Below are 24,006 nucleotides of genomic sequence, written 5' to 3' on the forward strand. Positions count from 1 at the left end.
GCGTGCGAGCAGCCGGGCCAGGATAACGCCTGGTCAGGCAGACTCTCGGCGAACCAGGTGCGTGTCGAGGATCACCACGGGCTGACGCAGCTCCTCGCCGTTGATGCGGGCCACGAGGAGCTGGGCCATCTGGCGGCCCATGGCCTCCGTGGGCTGGTGGACGGTGGTCAGCGGCGGATCGGCGTGCAGCGCGGCCTTGGAGTCGTCGAAGCCGATCACGGCGACGTCGCCCGGGATCGCCTTGCCCGCGGCCTTGAGCACGCGCATCGCGCCCAGGGCCATCGGGTCGGAGGCGGCGAAGACCGCGTCGAGATCGGGATGGCTCTCCAGCAGTTCCTGCATGGCGGTGGCGCCGCTCTCCTCGGAGAAGTCGCCGAAGGCCACGATCTCCGGCAGCCCCGAGGGCAGCAGCGCGTCGCGGTAGCCGGCCAGACGGTCGACGCCCACGCCCATGTCCTGGGAGCCGGCGATCGTGGCGATCGCGCCCCGGCCGAGGCCCAGCAGGTGTTTGACCGCCTGCCGGGCCCCCGCCCTGTTGTCCATGTCCACGAAGCTGTAGGGGTCGAGGCCGACGGGCCTGCCGCCGAGCACGGTCGGCACGCCCATCTCCTCCAGCCTGCCCGGCAGCGGGTCGGCGCCGTGCAGCGACAGCAGCAGCACGCCGTCGACGTGCTGCCCCGTCAGGTAGGTCTCCAGCCGCTCGTGCTCCTCGGGGGAGCGCGCCATCGCCAGGATCAGCTGCAGCCCGGTCTCGGCCAGCGCCGAGCCGATGCCGCGGATGGTGCCGGCGAAGTACGGCTCGTCGAAGACCCGGAACTGGGACTCCGACACCACCAGGGCGACCGTGTCCGTGCGGCGCGTGACGAGGGCACGCGCCGCCCTGTTGGGCACGTAGCCCAGCTCGCGGATGGCCAGCTCGACGGCCTCGCGGGCCTTGGCGCTGACGTTCGGCGAGCCGTTGATGACTCTCGACACCGTGCCCCGGCCCACACCGGCCCGAGCCGCGACTGCCTCAAGAGTCGGTCGGTTCATGTCGCCTATTCTGCCGGATGATCTCCGAGTACCAGTGCGCGCTGTCCTTCAGCAGCCGCTCCTGGGTGTCGAAGTCGACGTGGACCAGGCCGAAACGCTTGCCGTAGCCCCAGGCCCATTCGAAGTTGTCCATCAGCGACCAGGCGAAATAGCCCTGCAGGGGCACGCCCGCGTCGATCGCCTGCCGGCACGCGCCGAGGTGCGCCTCCACGTACGCCTGCCGCTGCGCGTCGTGGATGCGGCCGTCGGCCAGCACGTCGTCGAAGGCGGCGCCGTTCTCGGAGACCACCATCGGGATCGGCGGGTAGTCCCGCGCCACCCGGGTGAGCACCTCCACCAGGCCGTCCTCGTCGATCTCCCAGCCCATCGCGGTGACCGGCCGGCCGCCGTTGACGAACGAGACGTGCTCGCTGCCCACCCACGGCGAGGCCGTGTCCGTGGGGGCCGCCGCCGCCGACGCCTTGCCGCCGGGCGCGCCGGAGACCGTGAAGCGGCTGTAGTAGTTCACCAGCAGCACGTCGATCGGCGCGTTGATGATCTTCATGTCGCCCGGCCGCACGAGGTCGTCGTCGATCGGGATGTCGTACAGCACGTCCTCGGGGTAGCGGCCGGTCAGCAGCGCGTCCAGGAAGAACCGGTTCTGCAGGCCGTCGATACGGCGGGCCGCGTCCAGGTCGGCCTCGCTGCCGGTCTCGGGGGAGATCGCGTACAGGTTGACGCAGCCGCCGGCGCGGCGCGCGTCCATCGCCTGGACGGCCAGGCCGTGGGCGAGGTTGAGGTGATGCGCGCCCCTGATCGCGTTGCGCGGCTCACGCCGGCCCGGGGCGTGCTCGCCCGAGGCGTAGCCGAGGAACGCGGCGCACCATGGCTCGTTGACCGTGCTGAAGGTGTGGACGTGGTCCTTCAGCGCGTCGTGCACGATCGTGGCGTACTCGGCGAAGCGGTAGGCCGTGTCGCGGTTGGGCCAGCCGCCCTTGTCCTCCAGCTCCTGCGGCAGGTCCCAGTGGTAGAGGGTCAGCCACGGGTCGATGCCGTTGTTCTGGAGCTCGTCGGTGAGCCGCTTGTAGAAGTCCAGGCCCTTCTGGTTGACCGCGCCCGAGCCGGTCGGCTGGATCCGCGGCCAGGACACCGAGAAGCGGTAGGCCGTCAGGCCCAGGTCCGCCATGATGGCGACGTCCTGCCGGTAGCGGTGGTAGTGGTCCATGGCCACGTCCCCGTGGTGCCCGTTGAGCACCCGCCCCGGGGTCTTGGTGAAGGTGTCCCAGATGGACGGGCCGCGTCCGTCCTCGGTGACCGCGCCCTCGATCTGGTACGCCGAGGTGGCCGCGCCGAACGCGAAACCGGGAGGGAAGCGCAGCCCGGGACGAATCTGTTCCTCTTGTGTCGTCACGCCTTGACCGCACCTTCCATGAGTCCGCCGACGATCTGGCGGCCGAATGCGACGAATACCGCGATGAGCGGAATGATGGACAGCGCGGTACCCGCGAAGATCAGCGAGTAGCTGGTCGAGTAGCGCGCGTTGAGCGAGTTGATGGCGATCTGCACGGTCGGGTTGTCCGGCGTCAGCACGATCAGCGGCCACATGTAGTCGTTCCACATGAGCATAAAGGTGTTGATGCCGAGCACCGCCATGCCCGGACGCACGGCCGGCAGCACGACGTTCCACCAGATCCGCAGCGTCGCCGCGCCGTCCACCCTGGCCGCCTCGACCAGTTCGTTCGGCACGGCCTGGCGCGTGTACTGGGTCATCAGGAACACGCCGAACCCGTTGAGCAGGTACGGCAGGATGATGGCCTTCAGCGTGCCGGTCCACTCCAGGCTCACCATCATGCGGTAGAGCGGGACCACGCCCATCTGCTGCAGCGGCACCGCCATCGTCAGCAGCACGAGCAGCAGCAGGATGTTGCGGCCCCTGAACTGCAGGCTGGCGAAGGCGAACCCGGCCAGCGTGGAGATGATCACCACGGACACGGTGACGATCGCCGCGCTGACGAAGGAGTTGGTCAGGCCGAGCAGGAAGTGCGCGTCCTCGTTCTCCAGCACCGCGACGATGTTCTCGCCGAGGTTGCCGCCGGGCAGGAACTTCGGCGGCACCGACACGGCGTCGGAGTTCGTGCGCGAGGCGATGACGAGCATCCAGTACAGCGGGAACGCCGACAGGAAGATGGCCACCCCGAGCATGACCCGCGTCATGACGGTCGGTTTCCAGCCGGTCACTTGGCGCCTCCGATCCGCCGGACGAACAGGAAGTTGACGGCCGCGCCGATGAGGATCAGCAGGAACAGCAGCCAGGCGGCCGCCGCGGCATAGCCGTAGTCGAACTCGCGGAAGCCCTGCTTGACGACGAACATCGCCACCGTCTGGAACTGGCCCTGCGAGCCGCCGTCCACGTTGCCGTTGTAGAAGGTGGTCGGCTCGGAGAACAGCGTCAGGCCGCCGATCGTGGAGTTGAGCACCACGAAGATCATGGTCGGGCGCAGCATCGGCAGCGTGATCTGCCAGAACTGGCGCCGCCGGGACGCGCCGTCGATGGCGGCCGCCTCGTACAGGTCCTTGGGGATCGTCTGCATGCCGGCCAGGAAGATGATGGCGTTGTAGCCCGTCCAGCGCCAGTCGACCATCGCGGCGATGGCCAGCCAGGACGGGAAACGCTCGGCCCGCCAGTTGATCTTGTCCCCGCCGAACCAGCCCAGGACCCAGTTGACCAGGCCCCAGTCGCGCGCGAACAGCTGGGTGAACACCACGGCGACCGCGACCACCGAGGTGACCAGCGGCAGCAGCACGCTCATGCGGATCGGCAGGCGCCAGCGCAGCTTCTTGTTCAGCGCGTTGGCCAGGAACAGGGCCATCAGCATCTGCGGGATCGTGGCCAGCAGGAAGATGCCGACGGTGTTGGTGACGGCGTTCCAGAAGTCCTCGTCGGCCAGCAGCGCGGCGTAGTTGCCCAGCCCGGCCCACTTGGTCTCGCCGGTCAGGCTGTACTTGTAGAGCGAGTAGTAGAGCGTGAAGGCCAGCGGGAACAGCCCGAAGGCGGCGAACAGCAGGAAGTACGGGGACACCAGGGCGTACGGCATGGCCTTGACGTCGAGTCGGGAACGCCAGAGGCGGCCGGGTGGGCGGGCGCGGCGACGGTTGCCCCGCGCCGGCCGCGGATGAGAGTCGAAGCTCATAACAGACCTTTCGGCGGCAAGCCCGGCCCGCCAGTCGCGGGCCGGGCGGAGCAAGATCAGCCCGCGGCCTTCACCGCGTCGTCGACCAGCTGCTGCCAGGCCTTGTCGTAGGCCACCGAGCCGTCGTCCATGCCCTGGATGACCGACTCGACCGCGTTCTTGACCTGCGCGTGCTTCACGCCGAGGAAGACCGGCTGCAGGCTCTCCGCGGACTTGGCGAAGATCTCACCGATCGGGGCGTCGCTGAAGAACTCGTTCTTCGCGCCCTGCACGGCGGCGTCGGCCTGGGCCTTGCTGTTGCTCGGCATGTTGCCGAAGTCGGTGAAGATGCTCGCCTCGGTCTGCGCGCTGGTCAGGTAGTCGGCGACCTGCGCGGCCTCCTTCGGGTGCTTGGACTGCTTGGGCACGGCCACCCACGAGCCGCCCCAGTTGCCGCCGCCGCCGGGCACCGAGGCGACGTCCCACTTGCCCTTCATGCCGTCACCGGCGTTGCCGGAGACCACGCCGAGCATCCAGGACGGGCAGCCGACCGTGGCGAAGGCGCCCTTCTGGGTGCCCGCCGCCCACTCGTCGGTGAAGTTGCGCAGCTTGGCCGTCAGGCCGGACTGGCTGAGCTTGGAGGCGAAGTCGAAGCCCGCCTTCACCGCCGGGTTCTTGTCGACGATGAGGTTGTTGTCCTTGTCGAAGTAGGCGACGTTGCCGTTCTTGGCCGCCTCCTGGTACAGCACCACGTTGTAGAGGGTGTTGGTGCCGTCGGTGAACTTGGTGTCCTTCACCTTCGCCTGGAACTGCTGGCCGACCTTCATGAAGTCGTCCCACGTCGGCCACAGGGCGGCGACCTTCTCGCGGTCCGTGGGCAGCCCGGCCTTCTTGAACAGGTCCGTGCGGTAGCACAGGCTCATGCCGCCGATGTCCGTGCCGAGGCCGAAGATCTTGCCGTCGGCCGTCACGCCGTTCTCCCACTTCCAGGCGGGGTAGTCGGCCTTGCGGCCCTCAAGGCCGTACTCCTTGAGGTCGGCCCACCACTCGGGGTGCGCCTTGGCCAGGCCCATGCCGCCCTCGTCGATGCCGACGACGTCGCCCGCGCCGTTGCCCGACTGCAGCCACTGGATCATCTGGGGCCAGTACTGCTGCTCGAACTGGTCGGTCAGGTGCTCTTCCTTGATCTGGATGTCCTTGTGCTCGGCGTTCCACTTCGCGATGGCGTTCTTGTAGCCGAAGTTGGAGCCGCCGCCGAAGGTCTGCACCCGGATGGTGACGGGCTCGGCCGCCGCCGCGGAGGAGGCGGGGCTGTTGCCGGCGGCCGGCGTGTCGCCGCTGCCGCACGACGCGACGGTCAGCGCCGCCGCGGCCAGGGCTGAGGCCGCGGCCAGACCGCGACGCTTGCTGATCATCATGGGAGACCCCTTCTCGGGTGACTGATGGGAGGTGCACCGCGGCATGCGCTCCGCCGCGGTGGGAGTGTTTGGGAGCGCTCCCACAAAGGGTGCACTTACCGGCTGTGTCCGTCAATCCGCCGAAACGGAACCGTTACCAATCGTGCGTTTTGCCCACCGTAATCAGGATTTAAGGGGATGAAGGGTGTGAAGGGCTGTTTGGGAGCGCTCCCACCTCAAGAGACATCTTTCGTGCCGCATCAAGGGCATGTCGCCCGGACGCTGCGGGCTTGCTCCCGGTCAGGTCCCGCTGTCACGGAGCGTGACAGTCTTCTGGAACGTTCCAGTGACCGCCTCGGCGCCACGCGGTCGGGGGAGGCGGCACTCAGCAGGCGGCGGCGCGTTCGCGCAGCAGGGCGCGTTCGCGGGAGTTGCGCGTCATCGCGGCGGCCCGTTCGAACTCGGCCCGCGCCTCCTCGTGCCGGCCCAGCCGGAACAGCAGGTCGCCGCGGACGCTCGGCAGCAGGTGGTAGCCCTTGAGTGACGGCTCGTCCACGATCTGGTCGAGCAGGTCAAGGCCCACCGCCGGGCCGTAGGCCATCGACAGCGCCACCGCGCGGTTGAGCTCGACGACGGGGGAGCGGGCCAGGCGGGCCAGCGCCTCGTACAGGCTCGCGATGCGCACCCAGTCGGTGTCGCCGGGGTCGAACGCGCGGGCGTGGCAGGCCGCGATCGCGGCCAGCAGCGTGTACGGCCCCGCCGCGCCCGCCGGCTCCCCGGCCCGTTCCTTGTCTCGCTCCCGGTCTCGCTCCCGGTCTCGTTCCCCGGCCAGTTGCTCGGCCAGTTGCTCGGCTCGGGCCAGGGCCGCCAGCCCGCGCCCGATGAGCAGCCGGTCCCACCGGGTGCGGTCCTGCTCCAGCAGCAGCACCGGCTCGCCGGACGGCCCCACCCGGGCCGCCGCCCTGGACGCCTGGATCTCCATGAGCGCGACCAGCCCGTGCACCTCCGGTTCTGCGGGCATCAGCCCCGCCAGCACGCGGCCCAGCCGCAGGGCGTCCTCGCACAGGCCGGGCCGCATCCAGTCGTCGCCCGCGGTCGCCGAGTACCCCTCGTTGAAGATCAGGTAGATGACCTCCAGCACGGACGACAGGCGTCCGGCCAGCTCGGGGCCCTGCGGCACCTCGAACGGGACCTTCCGGTCGGCCAGGGTGCGCTTGGCCCGCACGATCCGCTGGGCGGCGGTCGGCTCGGGCACCAGGAACGCGCGGGCGATCTCGTCGGTGCTCAGGCCACCGAGCACCCGCAGCGTCAGGGCCACCCGCGCCTCCATCGACAGCGCCGGATGGCAGGCGGTGAAGACCAGCCGCAGCAGGTCGTCCTCGATCTCGTCGGGTTCGGGCGGCTCCGCGGCGGTCTCCAGCCGGTGGCCCAGCTCGGCCAGGTTGCGGGACATCCGCTCGTTCCTGCGGATCAGGTCGACGGCGCGGCGCTTGGACACCGTCATCAGCCAGGCGCCCGGGTTGCGTGGCACGCCCGATTCCGGCCACTGCTCCAGGGCCGCGACCAGCGCGTCCTGGGCCAGCTCCTCGGCCAGGCCGACGTCGCGGACCAGCCCGGCCAGGCCGGCGATGAGCCGGGGGGCCTCGATCCGCCAGACCGCCTCGATCGCCCGGTGGGTGTCGGAAGCCATCACCGGCTCATGACACCAGCACCGTCCTGGGTCCGCAAGGCGAGGTCAGCTCTCCCGCCCGTCCAGACGCCGGCGCATGGCCTTCTCCCGCTCGATCTCCGCCGGGTCGGACGAGGCCGCGTCGGGCGCGTCGGAGGCGTCGTACACCCGCCACACGTCCAGGCCGATGCCGTCATAGCCCTCCGGGACGGGCACGCGCATGGCCCATTCCAGAGCCTCCTCCCTGGACTTCACCTGGATCAGCCAGAACCCCGCGATCAGCTCCTTGGCCTCGGTGAACGGGCCGTCGATCACCGTGGCCCGGCCGCCGCTGTAGGCGATCTGCGCGCCCTGCGAGCTCGGGTAGAGTCCTTCGGCGGCCAGCAGCACCCCCGCCTTGGCCAGCGCCTCGTTGTAGGCGTGCATGTTGTCGACGAGCTCCTGGCTGGGCAGCGCCCCGGCCTCGGTCTCCCCGTTGGCCCTGCCGACGATCATGAATTTCACCCTGGCGTCCTTCCGTCCGCGCCCCCGGGGCGGAGCCGGCCTCGCCGAAGCGTCGAACGGGCGCCGGCCGGATCGACAAGGGCACGGGCCGTCCGCTTCCAGGGCACCGTACCGGTCGTGCGGCCGGGTGGCCGATGTGCCATCCTCGCCCCATGCCCCAACCCGCACAAGACGCCCCCGTCCCCAACCGGGCCCTGTGGGACGAGCGTGCCCGCGTCCACGGCTCCACCTCCACCGACCGGTTCTACGACGTCGACGCCTTCCTCGCCGGCCGGCAGACGCTCTACCCGCTCGAACGCCGCCTGGCCGGCGACGTCGCCGGCCGGGACCTGCTCCACCTGCAGTGCCACTTCGGCCTGGACACGCTGAGCTGGGCCCGCCTCGGAGCGCGGGTGACCGGCGTCGACTTCTCCCCGGTGGCGGTCGAGCGCGCCCGCGACCTGGCGGCCAGGGCCGGGCTGGCGGCCACGTTCGTGGAGGCCGACACGCAGCGGCTGCCGGCGGAGCTGGCCGGCGGCTTCGACGTGGCGGTGGCCACGTACGGAGTCCTGTGCTGGATCGGCGACCTGGACGCCTGGATGCGCGGCGCGGCCATGGCGCTGCGGCCCGGCGGGCGGCTGGTGCTGGTCGACCTGCATCCGGCCTACCAGACGGTGGCCTCGCTCGATCCGCTGGTGGCCGACTGGCCCTACGGCGGCGGCCAGGCCCACAAGGAGACGGTGACCGGCACGTACGCCGACGCCGCGGTGGTGACCGAGACGCATGAGGCGGTCGAGTACCCGTACTCGGTGGGGGAGATCGTCACGGCGGCGGCACGCGCCGGGTTCACGGTGGCCGAGCTGGGCGAGCACGTCGAGACCGACCTCGACCCGCGCGGCCTGCTGCCCGAGGGCCCGGACGGCCGGTACCGGTTCCCGTTCGGGGACTCGCACCTGCCGATCCTCTACTCGCTGGTGGCGGTCCGGCCCTGAGACGCGGCGAGCGCGCGTCCCTCGTGCGGGACGCGCGCTCGGAGCGGCGGGAGGTCAGCTCGCGTACTGGGGGTATCCGTAGCCGACGACCTGCGACTTCGGACGGACGCGCTCCTCGACCTTGCCGTTGCCGGTGTTGCCCTCGATCGTGGAGATCGTGCCGTCGCCGTTGTCCTTGACGACGAAGCCGACGTGCTGGATGGCGTCCAGGCTCTTGCTGCCGCCCCAGGAGAAGAAGACCACCGCGCCGGGCTTGGCCTCGGTGCCCCAGCGGTCGTTGGCGGCGAACCACTTGGCGTGGGCCACGGTCCAGGCGTCCCAGCCGACCTGGGGGCGGGCGCCGGTGTGCTCGCCGACCCAGGAGACGAAGATCGAGCACCAGGGGGCGTTCAGGTACATCGCGCGGGTGCCGCCGTCGCGGGCGATGGTCTCGGCGGCGCGCTGGGAGTCGGCGTACCACTTCTGGAACTTGGTTCCACCGCCGTAGGCGTTCTCGGAGGTGCCGACCTGGGCCCTGGCCATCGCCAGGACCTGCTGGGCGGTGACGTTGACCTGGGTCTCCTCCGCCTTGCGGGTGTGAGCGGCGGCCTGCGGCGCGACGGCCGAGTGGCCGGTCGCGGCGGCCGGGCCGGCGCTGTCGGCGGCGGCGGCGGTGGCGTGGGCGCCGAGGGCGGAGGCGAGGACGGCCGCGCCGAGCGCGGCGCGGGCGTAGGTGATCTTCGGGGCACGGATAGGACGGTGCTTGGCCATCGAGGGCATGTGACTCCTTGCTTCCATGCCGCTTACCGGGTTAGCTGACGGGTTCGGACGTGGAAGCTGCCCTACGGCACCGAAGTGCCGATTCACCCCAAAGGACGTGGGTCCCCGGTTCCGCCCGGAGGCGGATTCAGCGGTCACAGGACGATCCTGTGAAATGTCGTGCGATGGTTGGACAAAGCCGGACAAACCGGACGTCTGCCGCGAGATGCCCCACAAGGTAATACACCGGGCAAGAGTCAGGCAAGTGGCTAAAGGTCCAGCTAGGCGAGTTGCGCCCGCGCCTCGGCCAGAAGCTCCATCATGGCAAGGGATTCGTCAAGCGGCATGATCGCACTCTCCGTGCGGCCCTCGACCGTGGCCGCGCGCACCTCGCGCAGCTCGCCCGCGTAACCGTTGTCGGCCGGGTCGAGCACCAGCTCCTCGGTCTCCATCGACGGCCCCGACAGCAGCACCCGCTGCGGCGCCCAGAACGGCGCCAGGATGTCGGCCCGCATCGACGTGCCCACCACGCTCGCGTCGTTGGCGTGATGTGCCAGCAGCGACACGTCGACCAGGGCCCGCCGCCCGTCCGGGTACAGCAGCAGCCCGCCGGCCTCGGCGTCGACCCCGCTGGGCGCCAGCGAGCCCGCCATGCGCAGCTCCGCGGGCATGCCGAGCAGCAGCTGGGCCAGCCCGAACGGGTAGATCCCCAGGTCGAGCAGGGCCCCGCCGCCCAGCTCCGGCGCCCACAGCCGGTGGGCGGGGTCGTAGGGCAGCGCGAAGCCGAACGAGGCCCGCACCGACCGGATCTCACCGAAGCGCGGGTCGGCCGCCACCTGCTGGATGAGCGGGTTGAAGCGCATCCACATGGCCTCCATGAGGAAGACCCCGGCCGCGCGGGCCAGCGCCACCATGCGCTCGGCGTCGGCCACGTCGGCCGCCAGCGGCTTCTCGCACAGCACCGACTTGCCCGCCGCGATGGCCGCCTCGGCCACCTCCAGGTGCTGGGCGTGCGGCGTGGCGACGTAGATCGCGTCTACGGCCGGATCGGCGCACAGGGCCTCGTAGGAGCCGTAGGCCGACTCCGCGCCCAGCTCGTCGGCCAGCGCCCGCGCCCTGAGCGGGCTCCGCGAGCCGACGGCGCCCACCCGCATGCCGGGCTCGGCCACGATGGCCGCCCCCACGGTACGCGCGATGCCGCCGGTCGCCGCTATTCCCCAGGTGAAATCTCGCACGACCGAGATCGTAGAGCGCTCAGGTCAGGTTGAACGAGTCGGGGTCGGGCCCGATCCGCCGCCCCGCGTTCATCGCCCCGATGGCCGCCATGTCCTCGGTGTCGAGGATGAAGTCGAACACGTCGATGTTCTCCTCGATCCGCGACGGCGTGACCGACTTGGGGATCACCACGTTGCCGAGCTGCAGGTGCCAGCGGAGCACGATCTGGGCGGGCGTCTTGCCGTACTTCTCCGACAGCACGCGCAGCGCCGGGTCGGCCAGCAGCCCCTTGCCCTGCCCGAGCGGGCTCCACGCCTCGGTCAGGATGCCGTTGGCCTCGTGGAAGGCCCGCATCTCGCGCTGCTGGAAGTACGGGTGGAGCTCGATCTGGTTGATCGACGGCGTGATGTCGGTCTCCTCCATCAGCCGGGTCAGCGTGGCGACCGTGAAGTTGGAGACCCCGATGGCCTTGGCCCGGCCGTCCCGGTAGATCTTCTCCAGCGCCCGCCAGGCCTGCATGTACCTGTCCTGCTGCGGGACCGGCCAGTGGATCAGGAAAAGATCTACGTAGTCGAGGCCCAGGCGGGCCAGGCTCTCGTCGAAGGCCTGCTCGGCGCGCTCGTGGTCGCCGTTCCACAGCTTGGTGGTGACGAACACCTTCTCCCGTGGCACCCCGGCGGCGCGCACGGCCCGGCCGACGCCCTCCTCGTTCTCGTAGGCGGCGGCGGTGTCGACGTGCCGGTATCCGGCGCGCAGCGCGGTCGTCACCGCGTGCTCGGCGTCGTCGGCAGAGACCTGCCAGACGCCGAAGCCGAGCTGTGGTATCTGCACACCGTCGGTGTTGAGCATCAGCGAGTTCATACCCTCCATTGTTCACGTGTCGTTTCTTGCGGCTTAAGCAGGCCGGGCTACCTTGAGGCGGGTCGTGCAAGGCCATCCACCGGCTGGGGGAAACAGAGTGGTCAGACAGGCGTCGGCCTGGGTGGAGTCTCCGCTCCAGATGCTGTGCGCCGTCGAGGCCCACCACGCCGGGCTGCTCGGCCCGGACACCGTGGTCGTGCCGCGCGCCGGCCTGCGCCCGCTGCGCGCCACCCGCAAGGAGCTGCGCCGCCTCGACCTGCCCGCCGGCCTGCTGCTGGACGAGCCGCGCGAGCGCATGCCGCGCCGCGTCCAGGCCGTGGGCGACGCGTTCTCCGGCAAGGTCCAGATGCGCTGGCTGACCTCCGACCCCGGCCGCATCGTCGTCGTGGACGACGGCCTGGCCACGCTCAGGCTGCTCGAACTGCTGGCCGCCGGGCCGTTCCGGCCGCTGCTGCGGGCGCGGGCGACCCCCTCGCGGGCGCGCGCCCTGCTGGGCCTGGCCGCCGCGCTGCGGCTGCGGATGAGCCGGGTGTCGGTCTTCACCGCCCTGCCCGTCCCCGACGAGCTGGCCGCGGCCGTCCGGGAGGCGGGCGTCGACCTCGTCCGCCACGACTTCGCCTGGCTGCGCGCCCAGCCGCCGAGCGCCCAGGGGCCCGCCGAGCGCACGGTCGTCCTCGGCACCTCCCTGGTCCGCAACGGCCTGGTCCACCGCGACCACTACCTGCGCTGGCTGACCGACCTGGCCGGGCGCGAGCCGCTGGCCTACTACCCGCACCGCCGCGAGGACCCCGTGGACCTGGCGCTGATCGGCGAACGTCCCGGCATCACCGTGCACGACGCGGGCGTGCCGGCCGAGCTGACGCTGCGCGGCCTCGACGCCGGCCAGCGGGTGCTCAGCCTGCCCTCGACCGCGATCACCTCGCTGCGGGTGCTGCTCGGCCCGCGCGGCGTCGAGGTCGAGCCGGTGGACGTTCCCGACGACTGGTGGACGAGCAGGGCGGCCCCCGGCCTGCGATCGCATTTGACAGGAGCTTCCAGGTGAGGGTGCTGGCGGTAGCCGACTCCGACTCGTATCTGAAGTGGGCGGCCTGCCTGCTCTCCGACCTGCCCGCGGGCTGCGAGAGCGAGCTGGTGGTGGTGCGCACCCCGATCGCGCCCTCGCCGGAGCAGATCGCGGCGGCGGTGGGCGGGCGCGCGGCGCCGCCGGTGTTGTCGGCGCGTTCGCTGCGCCGCCTGGCCGAGCGCACCCGCCCCGACGCGATCCTGGTGGGCTGCACGGGCCCGGTGGTGGACGTCCTGGTGGCCGACGTGCTGGCCGGGCTGCGGCCGGCGGGCCGGGCACGGCCGGTGTTCGTCAGCGGGCTGCCCGGCATCTCGGTCCCGGCCACGGAGAAGGCGTGGCTGTTCCGCAGCGGCTGCGACCTGTTCGTGGTGCACAGCGAGCGCGAGGTGGCCGAGTTCTCCGGGATCGCCGGCCGGCTCGGCGGGGGAGGGGCGGTCGGGCTGGCCCGGCTGCCGTTCCTGCGGCCCGGCGCGGCGTCCGGCGGCGGCGATCGGGTCGTGTTCGCCACCCAGGCCAAGGTGCCGCGGGCGCGCGAGGAGCGCGAGCGGGTGCTGCTGGCGCTGGCCGAGCTGGCCGGACGCCGCCCCGGCCTGGAGGTCGTGGTCAAGCTGCGCGCCCTGGAGCACGAACGCCAGACCCACAACGAACGCCACCACTACCAGCGGCTGTGGCGTGAGATGGGCGAGCCGGGCAGGCTGACGTTCGCGGCCGGGTCGATGCACGAGCAGTTGTCGCGGGCGGCCGGGTTCGTCACGGTCAGCTCGACGGCCGCGCTGGAGGCCGTCGCCATGGGCGTGCCGTCGCTGGTGCTGAGCGACTTCGGGGTCAGCGCCGAGATGATCAACCTGGTGTTCGAGGGCAGCGGCCTGCTCGGCACGCTCGACGACCTGGCCCTGGGCGACTTCCGCACGGCCGAGCCGCGCTGGTGCGAGGCCAACTACTTCCACCCGGCCGGCCGTGACGACTGGGCGGCCCTGCTGACCGGCCTGGCCGCGGACGGGGCGCGCCCGCCCGCCCGCTCGCTGCTGGACGGCCCCGAGCACGCCGCGGCCCGCCGCCGGGCCAGGTTGCGGGTGGAGGTGCCACCCACGATGTTGCGGGCGGGCTACCGGGCCAAGCGGCGGGTGCGCCGCTACCTCAGATCGCTGACCTGATCTTCCTGCGCAGCCTGGACAGCGCCGAGGGCGGCTCGGCCAGCCCCAGCGTCTCCAGGCGCTTGCGCTTGAAGTAGCGCCCGTCGAACGTGACGCCCGACGGGCGCAGCTCGGGATAGGCGTCGGCCTGCATGCAGTAGCCCACCGCGCGCACCAGCGCGGGCAGGTCCGTGCGCGGCGGCTCGTCGATCACGCCGTCGGCGTTCAACCGTGGCAGCAGCGCGTCCACGATCGTGGCCGGCACCCTGTTGCTGTTCTCGTACGGCGTGAGCCGGTCCAGCACCAGGCCGGTGCCGAAGGAGGCGACCGGCAGGCCGAAGTAGCGCCGGGCGGTCACCAGGCCGGTGGAGAAGCAGCCCACGACCAGCTCGGGGCGCTGCGCGGCGAAGCACACCTCGGCCGGCACGCTCTCCCCGGCCACGGTCAGCCGCACCCCCAGCGGCCCGGCCGCCGCGCGCAGCAGTTGCGCGTGCCGGCGGCCGGCGGCCGGGTGCGGCTTGAACACCACGTCGGTGCAGCCGCGGGCGGCCAGCGCGCGCAGCATCGAGGCGTGCAGCCCGGCCTCCTCCTCCGGCGTGACGATCTCCAGCGCCGACAGGTACTGGCCCAGGACGACCGCCTGCCCACCGGGCATGTCCGGCGCGGTGGCGGCCACCTCGTCCACGACCGCGAGGAAACGCTTCTCGGGCAGCATGACGGACGGCACGCCGTACTCGCTGAGCAGCAGCGGGGTCAGGCCGGGCACCAGGTCGAGGTGGAGCAGCCGCTCGATGCGGCGGGAGATCTCCGCGGGCAGCGGGTCGCGGGTCGGCCCGTAGCTCATCAGGCCGTCGGAGTAGACGGTGATCGGGCAGTCGCGCACCAGGCCGGCGATCGTGCGCGCGGGCGGCACCGCGATCGACTCCAGCACCAGCTCCTCGACGTCGTCCAGCGCCAGGTGGGAGCGGATCAGCCGCTCGAACATCGGCACCTCGATGACCCGCGCCCGCCAGTCGGAGGGGTGCAGCGGGGCGATCAGCTCGTTCCAGGAGTGCACCTCATCGAAGCGCGAGCGCAGGGCGGCGAAGCCGGGCGTGGCGTCGAGCGGCACCGACACCTCGGGGATCGCCGCGTTGTTCGACACGATCAGCACGCGCCGGCCCGCGCCGAAGCGGCCGTCGTCGATGGCCGCGGCCAGCGACATCGCGCCGAACAGCGTCGAGGCGTAGAAGACCTTCATCAGGAATCCTCCCGATCCCGGCGGATCCGGACGTGGGGGCTGGGGGCAATGTCGGGAACCAGGGCGCGCAGCACGGCCTCCCGCTCGACGGCCATCCGCGACACGGCGTCGGCCACCAGGTCGGGCGGCAGGCCGCGGACCATCTGCGCGCCCCGCTCCTCGAACCGGGCGCGCAACGCCGGCGTGAACCGGCCCGCGAGCTCCAGGTGGTGGGCCAGCAGCGCGCAGAAGTTGCGCGCCGCCTTGGGCAGGAACTCCGGCTCCAGGTCCTTGAGGACCAGCTCGAAGGCGTCGAAGAAGTGCAGCTGCCGCTCGTCGCCGACCTGCGTCAGCGACCCGGACACCAGCCGCCGGTAGAAGACCCCGGCCATCGGCACCACCGCGAACGTGGCCGCCTCCCGGTGCAGCCGCCAGATCCACGGCCGGTCCTCGGCGGTGTGCAGCGAGCCGGGGAAGTGCAGCAGGTCCCGCAGCGAACGCCGGTAGACGCCGGCCCACGCGTACGGGTAGTCCACCATGGTCCGCTCCCCGGCCGGCAGGATCGCCGAGCGGGGGTCGAGCACCACGCCGCGGCGCGACAGCGGGGCCCGGTGCACCACCCGCCTGCGCCCCTCCACCTGGACGTGGTCGACGCGCACGAAGTCGCAGCCGAGCCCGTCGATGGCCGCCACCAGCCCGGCCAGGTAGCCGGGCGCCAGCCAGTCGTCGCCGTCCATGAACGTGACGAACCGCCCCGAGGCGGCCGACAGCCCGGTGTTGCGGGCGTCGGCCAGCCCCACGGGGGCGGGGTTGCGCAGCACGGCCAGGCCGGGCAGGTCGCGGGCGAAGTCGGCGATGATGTCCGGGGTGGCGTCCACGGAGCCGTCGTCCACGACGATGAACTCGAAGTCGGGCCGGGCGTTGCGGGCGAGCGAGGTGAGCGCGTCGGCGATGAAGCGCTCACCGTCACGCACCGGCACGACGACGGAGAGAGTGGTCGGCGTCATGACTCAGACGGTCACCCGGCGCAGCCGGGCCTTGGGCGCCTCCTCGCCGGGGAAGACGCGCTTGACGCCGTCGCCCATGGCCTGCTCGATGATGCGGATGTCGCGGACGAGGTGCTCCAGCCCCGACGGCTCCAGCGAGGCGGCGTGGTCGGAGCCCCACATGGTGCGGTCGAGCGTGATGTGCCGCTCGACGCAGACCGCGCCCAAGGTGACCGCGGCCAGGGAGATCTGCAGGCCGCGCTCGTGCCCGGAGTAGCCGACCGGCACGCCGTAGCGCTCCTTGAGCGTGGTGATCGTGCGCAGGTTGGCCTCCTCCGGCGGCAGCGGGTACGTGGAGGTGGCGTGCATCATGATCAGCCGGTCGGTGCCGAGGATCTCGACCGCCTGGTCGATCTCCGGCAGCGTGGACATGCCGGTGGACAGGATGAGCGGCTTGCCGGTGGCGGCCAGGGCGCGCAGCAGCTCGTGGTCGGCGACGCTGGCCGAGGCGATCTTGTGCGTCAGCACGTCCATGTCTTCCAGGAACTCCACGGACGGCACGTCCCACGGCGAGGCGAACCAGTGCAGGCCGCGCTCGTCGCAGTACTTCGCGATCTGCCGGTACTCGTCGTGGCCGAACTCGGTGCGCTCCTTGTACTCCAGGTACGTCATCTCGCCCCACGGCGTCTGCCTGATCTGGCCCTTCTGCTCCTCGGGCACGCAGATCGCGGGGGTGCGCTTCTGGAACTTGACCGCCTGGCAGCCCGCGTCGGCCGCCACGTCGATGAGCCGGCGGGCGAGGTCGAGGTCGCCGTTGTGGTTGATGCCGATCTCGCCGATCACGTACACCGGCTCGCCGTCGCCGACCAGCACGTCACCGATCGCGACCGGGCCGAGCCGCGGCCGGGCCTTGGCCTCGGCGACGGGCGGCTCGGGCCGGGCGGCCACCACCAGGTCGCACAGCTCGCGCACCGCGCCGGAGCCGCCGGGCCTGGTGAGCACCACGCGGGCGGCGGCGCGCACGCGCGGGTGCGCGTCGGGGGTGGCGATCGGCCAGCCCACCTCGGCCATCGGGCCCAGGTCGTTGACGTCGTTGCCGACGTAGGCCACCCGCGCCGGGTCCAGGCCCTCGATGGCCAGCCAGTCGCGCAGCACGATGCGCTTCTCGGCCAGGCCCTGCAGCACGGGCACGCCCAGCTTGCGGGCGCGGGCGGCCACGACCGGGTTCTGCTCGGTGGACATCACCAGCACCTTGACCCCGGAGCGGCGCAGCAGCGCGACGCCCATCCCGTCCGAGCGGCTGACCAGGACCATCTCCCGGCCGTCGGAGTCGATGTAGGCGCGGTCGTCGGTGTGCACGCCGTCGAAGTCGGTGATGACCGCGTCCACGTCGATCGGCTCGGGCTTGTCGATGAACGGCGCCAGGGCGCGCACCAGCTCCAGGTCCTCGGGGTCGTCGACCTCGATGGCGTGCTGCGGCGGCACCGGCTGCACGGCGACCTCGCCGAAGAAGCGGTGGCCGTGCTCGCGCAGGCCGGCGGTGCGCATGACGTAGAAGGCGCCGTTCTCGCGGAACTGCGGCTCGCGGTCCTGCCTGCGCTGCCGTACGGCGGGGTCGTGGTTGACGCCCGCGCCCGCGGCCGTCCACAGGAACTCGTGCGTCGGCAGCCCGGACACGACCGAGTCGGCCTCGCCGTCCAGGACCTTGCGCACGGCCGCCGACAGGTCCTCGGGGTCGATGAACGCGCTGGTGCACTGCACCAGGACGACCACGTCCGGGTCCGCGCCGAGCGCGTCCAGGGCGTGCAGCACGGCCGACTCGCTGGAGGCGGTCGCGCCGCTCAGCTCCGCGGGCCGCTCCACCACGGTCGCCCCCGCCGCGCGGGCGGTCTCGGCGATCTGCGGGTGGTCGGTGCTGACCACGACCTGGTCGACGAGCTCGGCCCGCAGGCACGCCCGTACCGCGCGGGTGACCAGCGGGACGCCCCCGACCAGGGCGAGGTTCTTCAGGGGAACGCCCGCCGAACCTCCGCGGGCGGGAACAACGGCCAGGACTCGCAAGTGACTTCTCCTCAGTGCATCGGATCGCACCCAGAAGCTAAGGGCCCGGATTGAACGGGCAGCGTCACCGCCATTAACTTTCCATGGGGATCCGGTAGAGCAACTCTGGCCGGCCCACCCCGCCGTACTGCGGCACGCGCACCGCCGTCCCCAGCTCGACCAGGTGTTCCAGGTAGCGGCGGGCGGTCACCCGCGACACCCCGACGGCCTGCGCCACGCTCTGCGCGGTGCTGCCGCCGGGCCGCTCGCGCAGCCGCGCCGACACGGCGTCGAGGGTGTCGCGGGCCAGCCCTTTGGGCAGCTCGGAGCTGCCGCGCAGGGTGCCGAGCACCCGGTCGACGTCGCCCTGCGCGACGATCACGCCGGTGTCCTGCCTGAACCGGGCGTAACGCGCCAGCTTCTCGGCCAGGGTCGCGTAGGTGAACGGCTTGAGAAGGTACTGGGAGACGCCCAGCGACACGGCCGAGCGCACCGTCGGCAGGTCGCGCGCCGAGGTGACGGCGATGACGTCGCACAGCAGCCCGCCGGCCCGCACCGCGCGGCACACCTCCAGGCCGTGCATGTCGGGCAGGTACAGGTCGAGCAGGATGAGGTCGACCGGCCGGCCGCGCAGGAACCGCAGCGCCTCGCCGCCCGAACGCGCCACCCCGGCCACCTCGAAGCCGGCCACCCGCTCGACGTAGACCCGGTTGGCCTCGGCGGTGATCTCCTCGTCCTCCACGATCAGCACGGAGACCGGCACGTCCGGCCGGCTCGCCGCGCCCGCCCCGGCACCGGTGTCCGGCCGGCTCATCGGACCCGCTCCGGGGCCGGCAGCCGCACCGTGAAGGCCGACCCGGCCACCTCGATCGTGCCGCCGAGCCGCCGCACCGCCTGCCCGACCAGCGCCAGCCCGAGCCCGTGGCCGTCGCCCTTGGTGGTCCAGCCCTTCGCGAACGCCTCCGGCGCGGTCAGCCCCGGCCCGTCGTCGGTCACCCTGATCACGATCCCGTCCCGGTCCGCGCCCAGGTGCACCTCGACCCGGGTGGCCGCGTCGAGGGCGTTGTCGACCAGGTTGCCGACGATCGTCACCAGGTCGCGCGGGTCCAGGCCCAGGTCGTCGAGGTCGCTGTCGGGCGTGAGCAGCAGCTCGCCGCCGCGTTCGGCCGCCTCGGCGCTCTTGCCGAGCAGCAGCGCGGCCAGCACCGGCTCGCGTACCGCGCCCACCACCCGGTCGGTCAGCTCCTGCGCCGCGCGCAGCTCGGCCGTGCCCAGCGCGACGGCCTGCTCGGTGCGTCCCAGCTCGACCAGCGTGATCACGGTGTGCAGCCGGTTGGCGGCCTCGTGCGCGGCCGAGCGCAGCGAGTCGGCGAAGCCGCGTTCGGCGTCGAGCTGCCCGGCCAGCGCCTGCAGCTCGGTGTGGTCGCGTACGGTCACCACCGTGCCGAGCCTGCTGGCCGCGCCGTTGACGGCCAGCACCCGGTCGCCGGCCAGGTGCACGCGTTCCTCGTGGCCCTCCAGCAGCGCGGGCAGGCCCAGCTCGGCCAGGTGCCGGCCCTCGGCGTCCGGCGGCAGGTCCAGGAGCTGCCTGGCGGCGTCGTTGCAGAGCGTCAGCGTGCCGTCGCCGCCGACCAGCAGCAGGCCCTCCCGCACGGCGTGCAGGACGGCGTCGTGGTGGTCGTGGATGCGGCCCAGCTCGACCGGGCCGAGCCCGTGGGTCTGGCGGCGCAGCCGTACGGTGACCAGCCACGTCCCGGCCGCGCCGAGGCCGAGGGCGAGGGCGGCGACCAGGCCGCTCCAGGCGACCTGGTCGCGCAGCCGGGCGCTGATCCGGTCGATGGTGATGCCGGCGCTGACCAGGGCCCGGACCCGGCCGCCGGACCACACGGGCGTCACGGCCCGCTCGGAGGGGCCGAGCGTGCCGGTGTAGGTCTCGACGAACGTCTGCCCGGCCAGGGCCCGACCGGTGTGGCCGAGGAAGCGCCGGCCGATCTCGGCCGGGTTCGGGTGGGTGTAGCGGGTGCCGTCCGGCTTCATGATCGTGACGAAGTCGACGCCGGTCTCCTTGCGGACCCGTTCGGCGTACGGCTGCAGGGCCAGGGTCGGCTCGGGGCCGTCGAGGGCGGCGGCCACGCCCGGCGCGGCGGCCACGCTGACCGCCACGGCCCTGGCCGTGGCGCCCGCCTCCTCGGTGAGCAGGCGGTGGGCCTGCACCAGCGCGAGCACCGCGCAGCCCGTCACGGCGACCGCGACCACCAGCAACTGCAGGACCAGCATCTGGCCCGCCAGGCTCCAGCGGCGCATGAGCCCCCCTTGCGTGAACGAAACTTACTCAATCGTGACGTGGGTCACAGCGAGCCGCATAGTCGCACGACCAGCCCCTTTTTCAAAGCGGTGGAGACCCCTCATGCGTGATCGCACTCGTTACCTGTACCTGGCCGTCATCGTGGCGGTCCTGCTCGGCATCCTGGTCGGATTCGTCTGGCCGGAGGCGGGCAAGGAGCTCAAACCCCTCGGCACCGGGTTCGTGGCGCTGATCAAGATGCTGATCAGCCCCATCATCTTCTGCACGATCGTGCTCGGCATCGGCTCGGTACGCCAGGCCGCCAAGGTCGGCAAGGTGGGCGGCCTCGCGCTCGGCTACTTCCTGGTGATGTCCACCGTGGCCCTGGTCATCGGCCTGCTGGTCGGCAACGTCATCGACCCCGGCTCCGGGCTGCACCTGACCGACGCCGCCCGGCAGGCCGCCGAGGCCGAGGCGGCCAAGGGCGAGGCCACCGGCGGGGTGGACTTCCTGCTCGGCATCATCCCCGTCACGCTGGTGTCGGCCTTCACCGAGGGCTCGGTCCTGCAGACGCTGCTGGTGGCGCTGCTGGCCGGGTTCGCGCTGCAGGCCATGGGCGAGCGCGGCGCGCCGATCCTGCGCGGCGTGGAGCACGTCCAGCGGCTGGTGTTCCGCATCCTGGCCATGGTCATGTGGGCCGCGCCGGTCGGCGCGTTCGGGGCCATCGCGGCCGTGGTCGGGGCCACCGGGATCGAGGCGCTCAAGAGCCTGGCCATCATCATGGTCGCCTTCTACGTCACCTGCCTGCTGTTCGTCGGCGTGGTGCTGGGCGCGCTGCTGTGGCTGGTGGCCCGGGTCAACCTGTGGTCGCTGCTGCGCTACCTCGGCCGGGAGTTCCTGCTGATCCTGTCCACGTCGTCGTCGGAGACGGCGCTGCCGCGGCTGATCGCGAAGATGGAGCACCTCGGCGTGAGCCGGACGGTGGCCGGCATCACCGTGCCGACCGGCTACTCCTTCAACCTCGACGGCACCGCCATCTACCTCACCATGGCCACGCTGTTCATCGCCTCGGCCACCGGCGCGCCGCTGCAGGTCGGCGAGCAGGTCTCGCTGCTGCTGTTCATGATGGTCGCCTCCAAGGGCGCCGCGGGCGTGACCGGGGCGGGCCTGGCCACGCTCGCCGGCGGCCTGCAGTCGCACCGCCCCGAGCTGGTGGACGGCGTCGGCCTCATCGTCGGCATCGACCGGTTCATGTCCGAGGCCAGGGCGCTGACCAACTTCGCGGGCAACGCCGTGGCCACCGTCGTGGTGGGCACCTGGACCGGCGACTTCGACCGGGAGCGGGCCGCCGAGGTGCTGGCCGGACGGGCGCCGTTCGACGAGTCCACGCTGATCGACGAGGAGGACGACCGCCCCGAGCCCGAACCCGGACGGCAGGCCGCGCGCGTCTAGGGTGGCCGGCTCTCGGCGCTCGCAGCTCTAGGGTTTGCGGCCGATGCCCGCGTACCCCATGCGGGCGAAGTCGTCGTCGTAGAAGGGCGGGCTCTCGGGGTCGGTGAACGGGAAACCGAGCTCCGGCCCCTTGCCCGTGGCCAGACCGGGCGGGATCAGCTCGAAGTCGCCGAAGAAGGCGGCGATCTCCTTGCCGGGCCGCGGGCAGAACGGCGCGTTGGCCCGCCGGTAGAAGTGGCTGACGCGGGCCAGGCGCTCGGGCGCGTGGTCGGTGCCGACGTGCGACAGGGCCAGGTAGCTGCCGGGCGCGAGCGCGTCGCGGTAGGCGGCCACGAAGCCCTGCGGGTCGTCGGTGTCGGGGATCAGGTGCAGCAGGAACATCATGAGCACGGCGACGGGTCTGCCGAAGTCCAGCAGGCCGCGCACCTCGGGGCTGTCCAGCACCTCCTGCGGGCGCCGGACGTCGCCGTGCAGCATGGCCACCTGCTCGGGGCCGGCCAGCAGGGCCCGTCCGTGGGCGGCCACCACCGGGTCGCTGTCCACGTAGACCACGCGGGCCTGCGGGGCGTACCGCAGCGCCACCTCGTGCACGTTCTCGGCGGCCGGCAGGCCGGAGCCCAGGTCGAGGAACTGGGTGACGCCCTGCTCGCACAGGTACCGCACCACCCGGCCGATCAGCAGCCGGTTCTCCCGCGTGCCGTCCCTGACCTCCGGCATCGCGCTCAGCACCAGCTCGGCCAGCTCGCGGTCGGCCGGGAAATTGTTCTTTCCGCCCAGGAAGTAGTCGTACATGCGCGCGGTGTTGGGGATGTGAGGATCCACGCCCTGGGGGACTTCTTGCGTCATGAGGGCATGATCCACTAACCGGCTGCCGGAAATCTACGCTTTCGACATCAGATGGCCGGAAGCCGCAGGACGAACCGCGCCCCGCCCGGACGGTCCTCCACCCGCACGCTGCCCCGGTGGGCCATCGCCACGTCCCTGGCGATGGCCAGGCCGAGTCCGGTGCCGCCGGAGTCGCGGCTGCGGGCGGCGTCGAGGCGGGTGAACCGCTCGAAGATGCGCTCGCGGTCGGCCTCGCGGATCTCCTGCCCGTCGTTCTCCACCGCCAGCACGGCGGTGCCGCCCCTGGCCGGGCCCGCCTCCCTGGTGACCACGACCCGCACCATGGTCTCGGCGTGCCGCTGGGCGTTGTCCAGCAGGTTCGTCAGCACCCTGGCCAGTTGCAGGCGCACACCCTCGACGACCACGCCCTCGGTCAGCTCCAGCCGCGTGGGCAGCTTGTCGCTGCGCACGGCCAGCTCCTGCCGGACGAGCTCGGCCAGGTCCACCGGCTCCCTGGCCACGTCCACCCGGGAGCCGATCCTGGCCAGCAGGAGCAGGTCGGTGATGATCGCCTCCAGCCGGTCGGTGTCCCGCAGGGCGCTGTCCACCAGCGCCTCGATGTCGGTGTCGTCCGGGTAGAGCTGGGCGCTCTCCAGCTGGGCGCGCAGCCCGGCGATCGGGGTGCGCAGCTCGTGGGAGGCGTCGGAGGCGAACTGGCGCTGCTGCAGCGCGGAACGTTCCAACCGGGCCAGCGTGTTGTTGACGGCCTTGGCCAGCATGGCGACCTCGTCCTCGCCGCCCGGCTGGGTGACCCGGTGGCTCAGGTCGCCGGCGCTGACCGCGTCCAGCTCGGCGCGCATGGTCGCCACCGGGCGCAGCGCGCGGCCGGTGACCAGCCAGGTCGCCCAGGCCGTGAGCGCGATCAGCACCGCCACCTGGGAGAACACGATCACCTCCAGCGTCTGCGAGGCCAGCACCTCCGGGGTGCTGCGGCCGGCGTAGACGATGGGGGAGTCCTCCGACATGCCGGCCTTGACCGCCGACAGGTGCACGCACTCGGTCGGCAGGCAGTTGGTGGTGTTGACCACCCGGCTCTCGGCGGTGGGCCGCACGTCGCTGAGCGGCGGCAGGTTCCTGGCCGCGTCGCTGCTGGCCAGGACGCGGCCGTCGGTGCCGACGATCTGGATCAGGTCGATGGACGGGTTGGGCACCGGGATCGTGGCGCCCTGCGGCAGCCCGCCCGCGCGCATCTCCGAGGCCACCCGCTCGGCGGTGTCCCGCGTGTCCCGGTAGACGCCGGCCGTCACCAGCGAACGCGAGACGATGCACCCGGCGATGCCCACGGGGATCAGCACGAGGGCGGCTACGGCCGTCGCGATGAGGGTGACGCGTCCGCGCAGGGAGCGGGCCCACAGGGGTGGCACTCCCCGAGACTACTAACCGTCATTGCCGCCAAATGCCGCGTCAA

The 24,006-nt window shown here is 72.1% G+C and carries 21 protein-coding genes and 1 riboswitch; of the genes, 4 read left to right on the forward strand and 17 right to left on the reverse strand.

Annotation, left to right across the window (positions count from 1 at the left end):
- Positions 1-33 precede the first annotated feature (33 nt).
- From AB0J71_RS08105 to AB0J71_RS08135, 7 genes are all read right to left on the reverse strand, one after another.
- Positions 34-1,032: a LacI family DNA-binding transcriptional regulator gene (locus AB0J71_RS08105; protein ID WP_352325792.1), complete on the reverse strand. Its 999-nt coding sequence runs from the start codon at positions 1,030-1,032 to the stop codon at positions 34-36.
- Entirely contained in the window at positions 1,013-2,422 is a 1,410-nt protein-coding gene (locus AB0J71_RS08110) for a GH1 family beta-glucosidase (protein WP_352325794.1), read from the reverse strand. Before AB0J71_RS08110 ends, AB0J71_RS08105 begins: the two co-directional genes overlap by 20 nt.
- Positions 2,419-3,249 (reverse strand): carbohydrate ABC transporter permease, encoded by an 831-nt coding sequence (locus tag AB0J71_RS08115; protein WP_352325795.1) that lies wholly within the window; start codon positions 3,247-3,249, stop codon positions 2,419-2,421. Before AB0J71_RS08115 ends, AB0J71_RS08110 begins: the two co-directional genes overlap by 4 nt.
- Entirely contained in the window at positions 3,246-4,202 is a 957-nt protein-coding gene (locus AB0J71_RS08120; RefSeq protein ID WP_352325796.1) for a sugar ABC transporter permease, read from the reverse strand. Before AB0J71_RS08120 ends, AB0J71_RS08115 begins: the two co-directional genes overlap by 4 nt.
- Positions 4,203-4,258: 56 nt before the next feature.
- Positions 4,259-5,599, reverse strand: coding sequence for an extracellular solute-binding protein (locus AB0J71_RS08125; protein WP_352325797.1), 1,341 nt, complete (start codon positions 5,597-5,599; stop codon positions 4,259-4,261).
- 364 nt (positions 5,600-5,963) lie between these two features.
- Positions 5,964-7,268 carry an RNA polymerase sigma factor gene (locus AB0J71_RS08130; protein ID WP_364413362.1) on the reverse strand — a complete coding sequence of 435 codons (1,305 nt, stop codon included), beginning with the start codon at positions 7,266-7,268 and terminating at the stop codon, positions 5,964-5,966.
- A 45-nt stretch (positions 7,269-7,313) separates the two neighbouring features.
- The gene (locus tag AB0J71_RS08135; protein ID WP_352325806.1) at positions 7,314-7,742 is read right to left on the reverse strand and encodes a YciI family protein; all 429 of its coding nucleotides are present in this window, start codon (positions 7,740-7,742) and stop codon (positions 7,314-7,316) included.
- Between the two features lie 161 nt (positions 7,743-7,903).
- Between AB0J71_RS08135 and AB0J71_RS08140 the strand changes: the two genes are divergently transcribed.
- Entirely contained in the window at positions 7,904-8,722 is an 819-nt protein-coding gene (locus AB0J71_RS08140; RefSeq protein ID WP_364413364.1) for a class I SAM-dependent methyltransferase, read from the forward strand.
- Positions 8,723-8,776: 54 nt separating this feature from the next.
- On the opposite strand, the gene AB0J71_RS08145 is transcribed toward AB0J71_RS08140, so the two are convergent.
- The 3 genes from AB0J71_RS08145 to AB0J71_RS08155 form a co-directional block, all read right to left on the reverse strand.
- Positions 8,777-9,481, reverse strand: a complete 705-nt coding sequence (locus AB0J71_RS08145) for a CHAP domain-containing protein (RefSeq protein ID WP_352325801.1) — start codon at positions 9,479-9,481, stop codon at positions 8,777-8,779.
- 5 nt (positions 9,482-9,486) lie between these two features.
- A riboswitch (cyclic di-AMP (ydaO/yuaA leader) is annotated at positions 9,487-9,624 on the reverse strand.
- Positions 9,625-9,741: 117 nt separating this feature from the next.
- A complete protein-coding gene (locus AB0J71_RS08150) occupies positions 9,742-10,695 on the reverse strand; it encodes a Gfo/Idh/MocA family oxidoreductase (protein WP_364413366.1) in 954 nt (317 codons plus the stop codon).
- Positions 10,696-10,714: 19 nt separating this feature from the next.
- Positions 10,715-11,536 (reverse strand): aldo/keto reductase, encoded by an 822-nt coding sequence (locus tag AB0J71_RS08155; RefSeq protein ID WP_364413368.1) that lies wholly within the window; start codon positions 11,534-11,536, stop codon positions 10,715-10,717.
- A gap of 97 nt (positions 11,537-11,633) precedes the next feature.
- Here AB0J71_RS08155 and AB0J71_RS08160 point away from each other — a divergent pair, with 97 nt between their 5' ends.
- Both AB0J71_RS08160 and AB0J71_RS08165 read left to right on the forward strand, forming a co-directional pair.
- Positions 11,634-12,578, forward strand: a complete 945-nt coding sequence (locus tag AB0J71_RS08160; protein WP_364413370.1) for a hypothetical protein — start codon at positions 11,634-11,636, stop codon at positions 12,576-12,578.
- Entirely contained in the window at positions 12,575-13,753 is a 1,179-nt protein-coding gene (locus tag AB0J71_RS08165) for a DUF6716 putative glycosyltransferase (protein ID WP_364413372.1), read from the forward strand. The genes AB0J71_RS08160 and AB0J71_RS08165 overlap by 4 nt, the downstream gene beginning before the upstream one ends.
- Here the strand turns inward: AB0J71_RS08165 and AB0J71_RS08170 are convergent.
- The 5 genes from AB0J71_RS08170 to AB0J71_RS08190 all read right to left on the reverse strand — a co-directional run bounded on the left by AB0J71_RS08170 (position 13,737) and on the right by AB0J71_RS08190 (position 20,281).
- Positions 13,737-14,972, reverse strand: coding sequence for a polysialyltransferase family glycosyltransferase (locus tag AB0J71_RS08170; protein ID WP_364389724.1), 1,236 nt, complete (start codon positions 14,970-14,972; stop codon positions 13,737-13,739). The two genes, AB0J71_RS08165 and AB0J71_RS08170, sit on opposite strands and share 17 nt — an antisense overlap.
- Positions 14,972-15,958 carry a glycosyltransferase family 2 protein gene (locus AB0J71_RS08175; protein WP_352329669.1) on the reverse strand — a complete coding sequence of 329 codons (987 nt, stop codon included), beginning with the start codon at positions 15,956-15,958 and terminating at the stop codon, positions 14,972-14,974. The genes AB0J71_RS08170 and AB0J71_RS08175 overlap by 1 nt, the downstream gene beginning before the upstream one ends.
- Positions 15,959-15,961: 3 nt before the next feature.
- Entirely contained in the window at positions 15,962-17,998 is a 2,037-nt protein-coding gene (locus tag AB0J71_RS08180; RefSeq protein ID WP_352329671.1) for an N-acetylneuraminate synthase family protein, read from the reverse strand.
- A 73-nt stretch (positions 17,999-18,071) separates the two neighbouring features.
- Positions 18,072-18,791 (reverse strand): response regulator, encoded by a 720-nt coding sequence (locus tag AB0J71_RS08185; RefSeq protein ID WP_352329673.1) that lies wholly within the window; start codon positions 18,789-18,791, stop codon positions 18,072-18,074.
- Positions 18,788-20,281: an ATP-binding protein gene (locus AB0J71_RS08190; RefSeq protein WP_364389726.1), complete on the reverse strand. Its 1,494-nt coding sequence runs from the start codon at positions 20,279-20,281 to the stop codon at positions 18,788-18,790. The genes AB0J71_RS08185 and AB0J71_RS08190 overlap by 4 nt, the downstream gene beginning before the upstream one ends.
- 103 nt (positions 20,282-20,384) lie before the next feature.
- Here AB0J71_RS08190 and AB0J71_RS08195 point away from each other — a divergent pair, with 103 nt between their 5' ends.
- On the forward strand, positions 20,385-21,713 hold the full coding sequence (locus tag AB0J71_RS08195) for a cation:dicarboxylase symporter family transporter (protein ID WP_352327955.1): 1,329 nt from the start codon (positions 20,385-20,387) through the stop codon (positions 21,711-21,713).
- A 27-nt stretch (positions 21,714-21,740) separates the two neighbouring features.
- Here AB0J71_RS08195 and AB0J71_RS08200 read toward each other — a convergent pair whose 3' ends face one another.
- Together AB0J71_RS08200 and AB0J71_RS08205 are read right to left on the reverse strand one after the other, a co-directional pair.
- Positions 21,741-22,559 carry an SAM-dependent methyltransferase gene (locus tag AB0J71_RS08200; protein ID WP_352327954.1) on the reverse strand — a complete coding sequence of 273 codons (819 nt, stop codon included), beginning with the start codon at positions 22,557-22,559 and terminating at the stop codon, positions 21,741-21,743.
- Between the two features lie 47 nt (positions 22,560-22,606).
- Entirely contained in the window at positions 22,607-23,962 is a 1,356-nt protein-coding gene (locus AB0J71_RS08205; protein WP_352327953.1) for an ATP-binding protein, read from the reverse strand.
- Positions 23,963-24,006: the final 44 nt, after the last annotated feature.

The organism is Nonomuraea sp. NPDC049637 (assembly GCF_040675235.1).
GTDB lineage: Bacteria > Actinomycetota > Actinomycetes > Streptosporangiales > Streptosporangiaceae > Nonomuraea.

Excerpts from the sequence above, each read along its gene's own strand:
- AB0J71_RS08105 (WP_352325792.1), bottom strand. The coding sequence starts at position 1,032 with ATGAACCGACCGACTCTTGAGGCAGTCGCGGCTCGGGCCGGTGTGGGC.
- AB0J71_RS08120 (WP_352325796.1), bottom strand. The coding sequence starts at position 4,202 with ATGAGCTTCGACTCTCATCCGCGGCCGGCGCGGGGCAACCGTCGCCGC.
- AB0J71_RS08125 (WP_352325797.1), bottom strand. The coding sequence starts at position 5,599 with ATGATGATCAGCAAGCGTCGCGGTCTGGCCGCGGCCTCAGCCCTGGCC.
- AB0J71_RS08130 (WP_364413362.1), bottom strand. The coding sequence starts at position 7,268 with ATGGCTTCCGACACCCACCGGGCGATCGAGGCGGTCTGGCGGATCGAG.
- AB0J71_RS08135 (WP_352325806.1), bottom strand. The coding sequence starts at position 7,742 with ATGATCGTCGGCAGGGCCAACGGGGAGACCGAGGCCGGGGCGCTGCCC.
- AB0J71_RS08140 (WP_364413364.1), top strand. The coding sequence starts at position 7,904 with ATGCCCCAACCCGCACAAGACGCCCCCGTCCCCAACCGGGCCCTGTGG.
- AB0J71_RS08145 (WP_352325801.1), bottom strand. The coding sequence starts at position 9,481 with ATGCCCTCGATGGCCAAGCACCGTCCTATCCGTGCCCCGAAGATCACC.
- AB0J71_RS08155 (WP_364413368.1), bottom strand. The coding sequence starts at position 11,536 with ATGAACTCGCTGATGCTCAACACCGACGGTGTGCAGATACCACAGCTC.
- AB0J71_RS08170 (WP_364389724.1), bottom strand. The coding sequence starts at position 14,972 with ATGAAGGTCTTCTACGCCTCGACGCTGTTCGGCGCGATGTCGCTGGCC.
- AB0J71_RS08175 (WP_352329669.1), bottom strand. The coding sequence starts at position 15,958 with ATGACGCCGACCACTCTCTCCGTCGTCGTGCCGGTGCGTGACGGTGAG.
- AB0J71_RS08185 (WP_352329673.1), bottom strand. The coding sequence starts at position 18,791 with ATGAGCCGGCCGGACACCGGTGCCGGGGCGGGCGCGGCGAGCCGGCCG.
- AB0J71_RS08190 (WP_364389726.1), bottom strand. The coding sequence starts at position 20,281 with ATGCGCCGCTGGAGCCTGGCGGGCCAGATGCTGGTCCTGCAGTTGCTG.
- AB0J71_RS08195 (WP_352327955.1), top strand. The coding sequence starts at position 20,385 with ATGCGTGATCGCACTCGTTACCTGTACCTGGCCGTCATCGTGGCGGTC.
- AB0J71_RS08200 (WP_352327954.1), bottom strand. The coding sequence starts at position 22,559 with ATGACGCAAGAAGTCCCCCAGGGCGTGGATCCTCACATCCCCAACACC.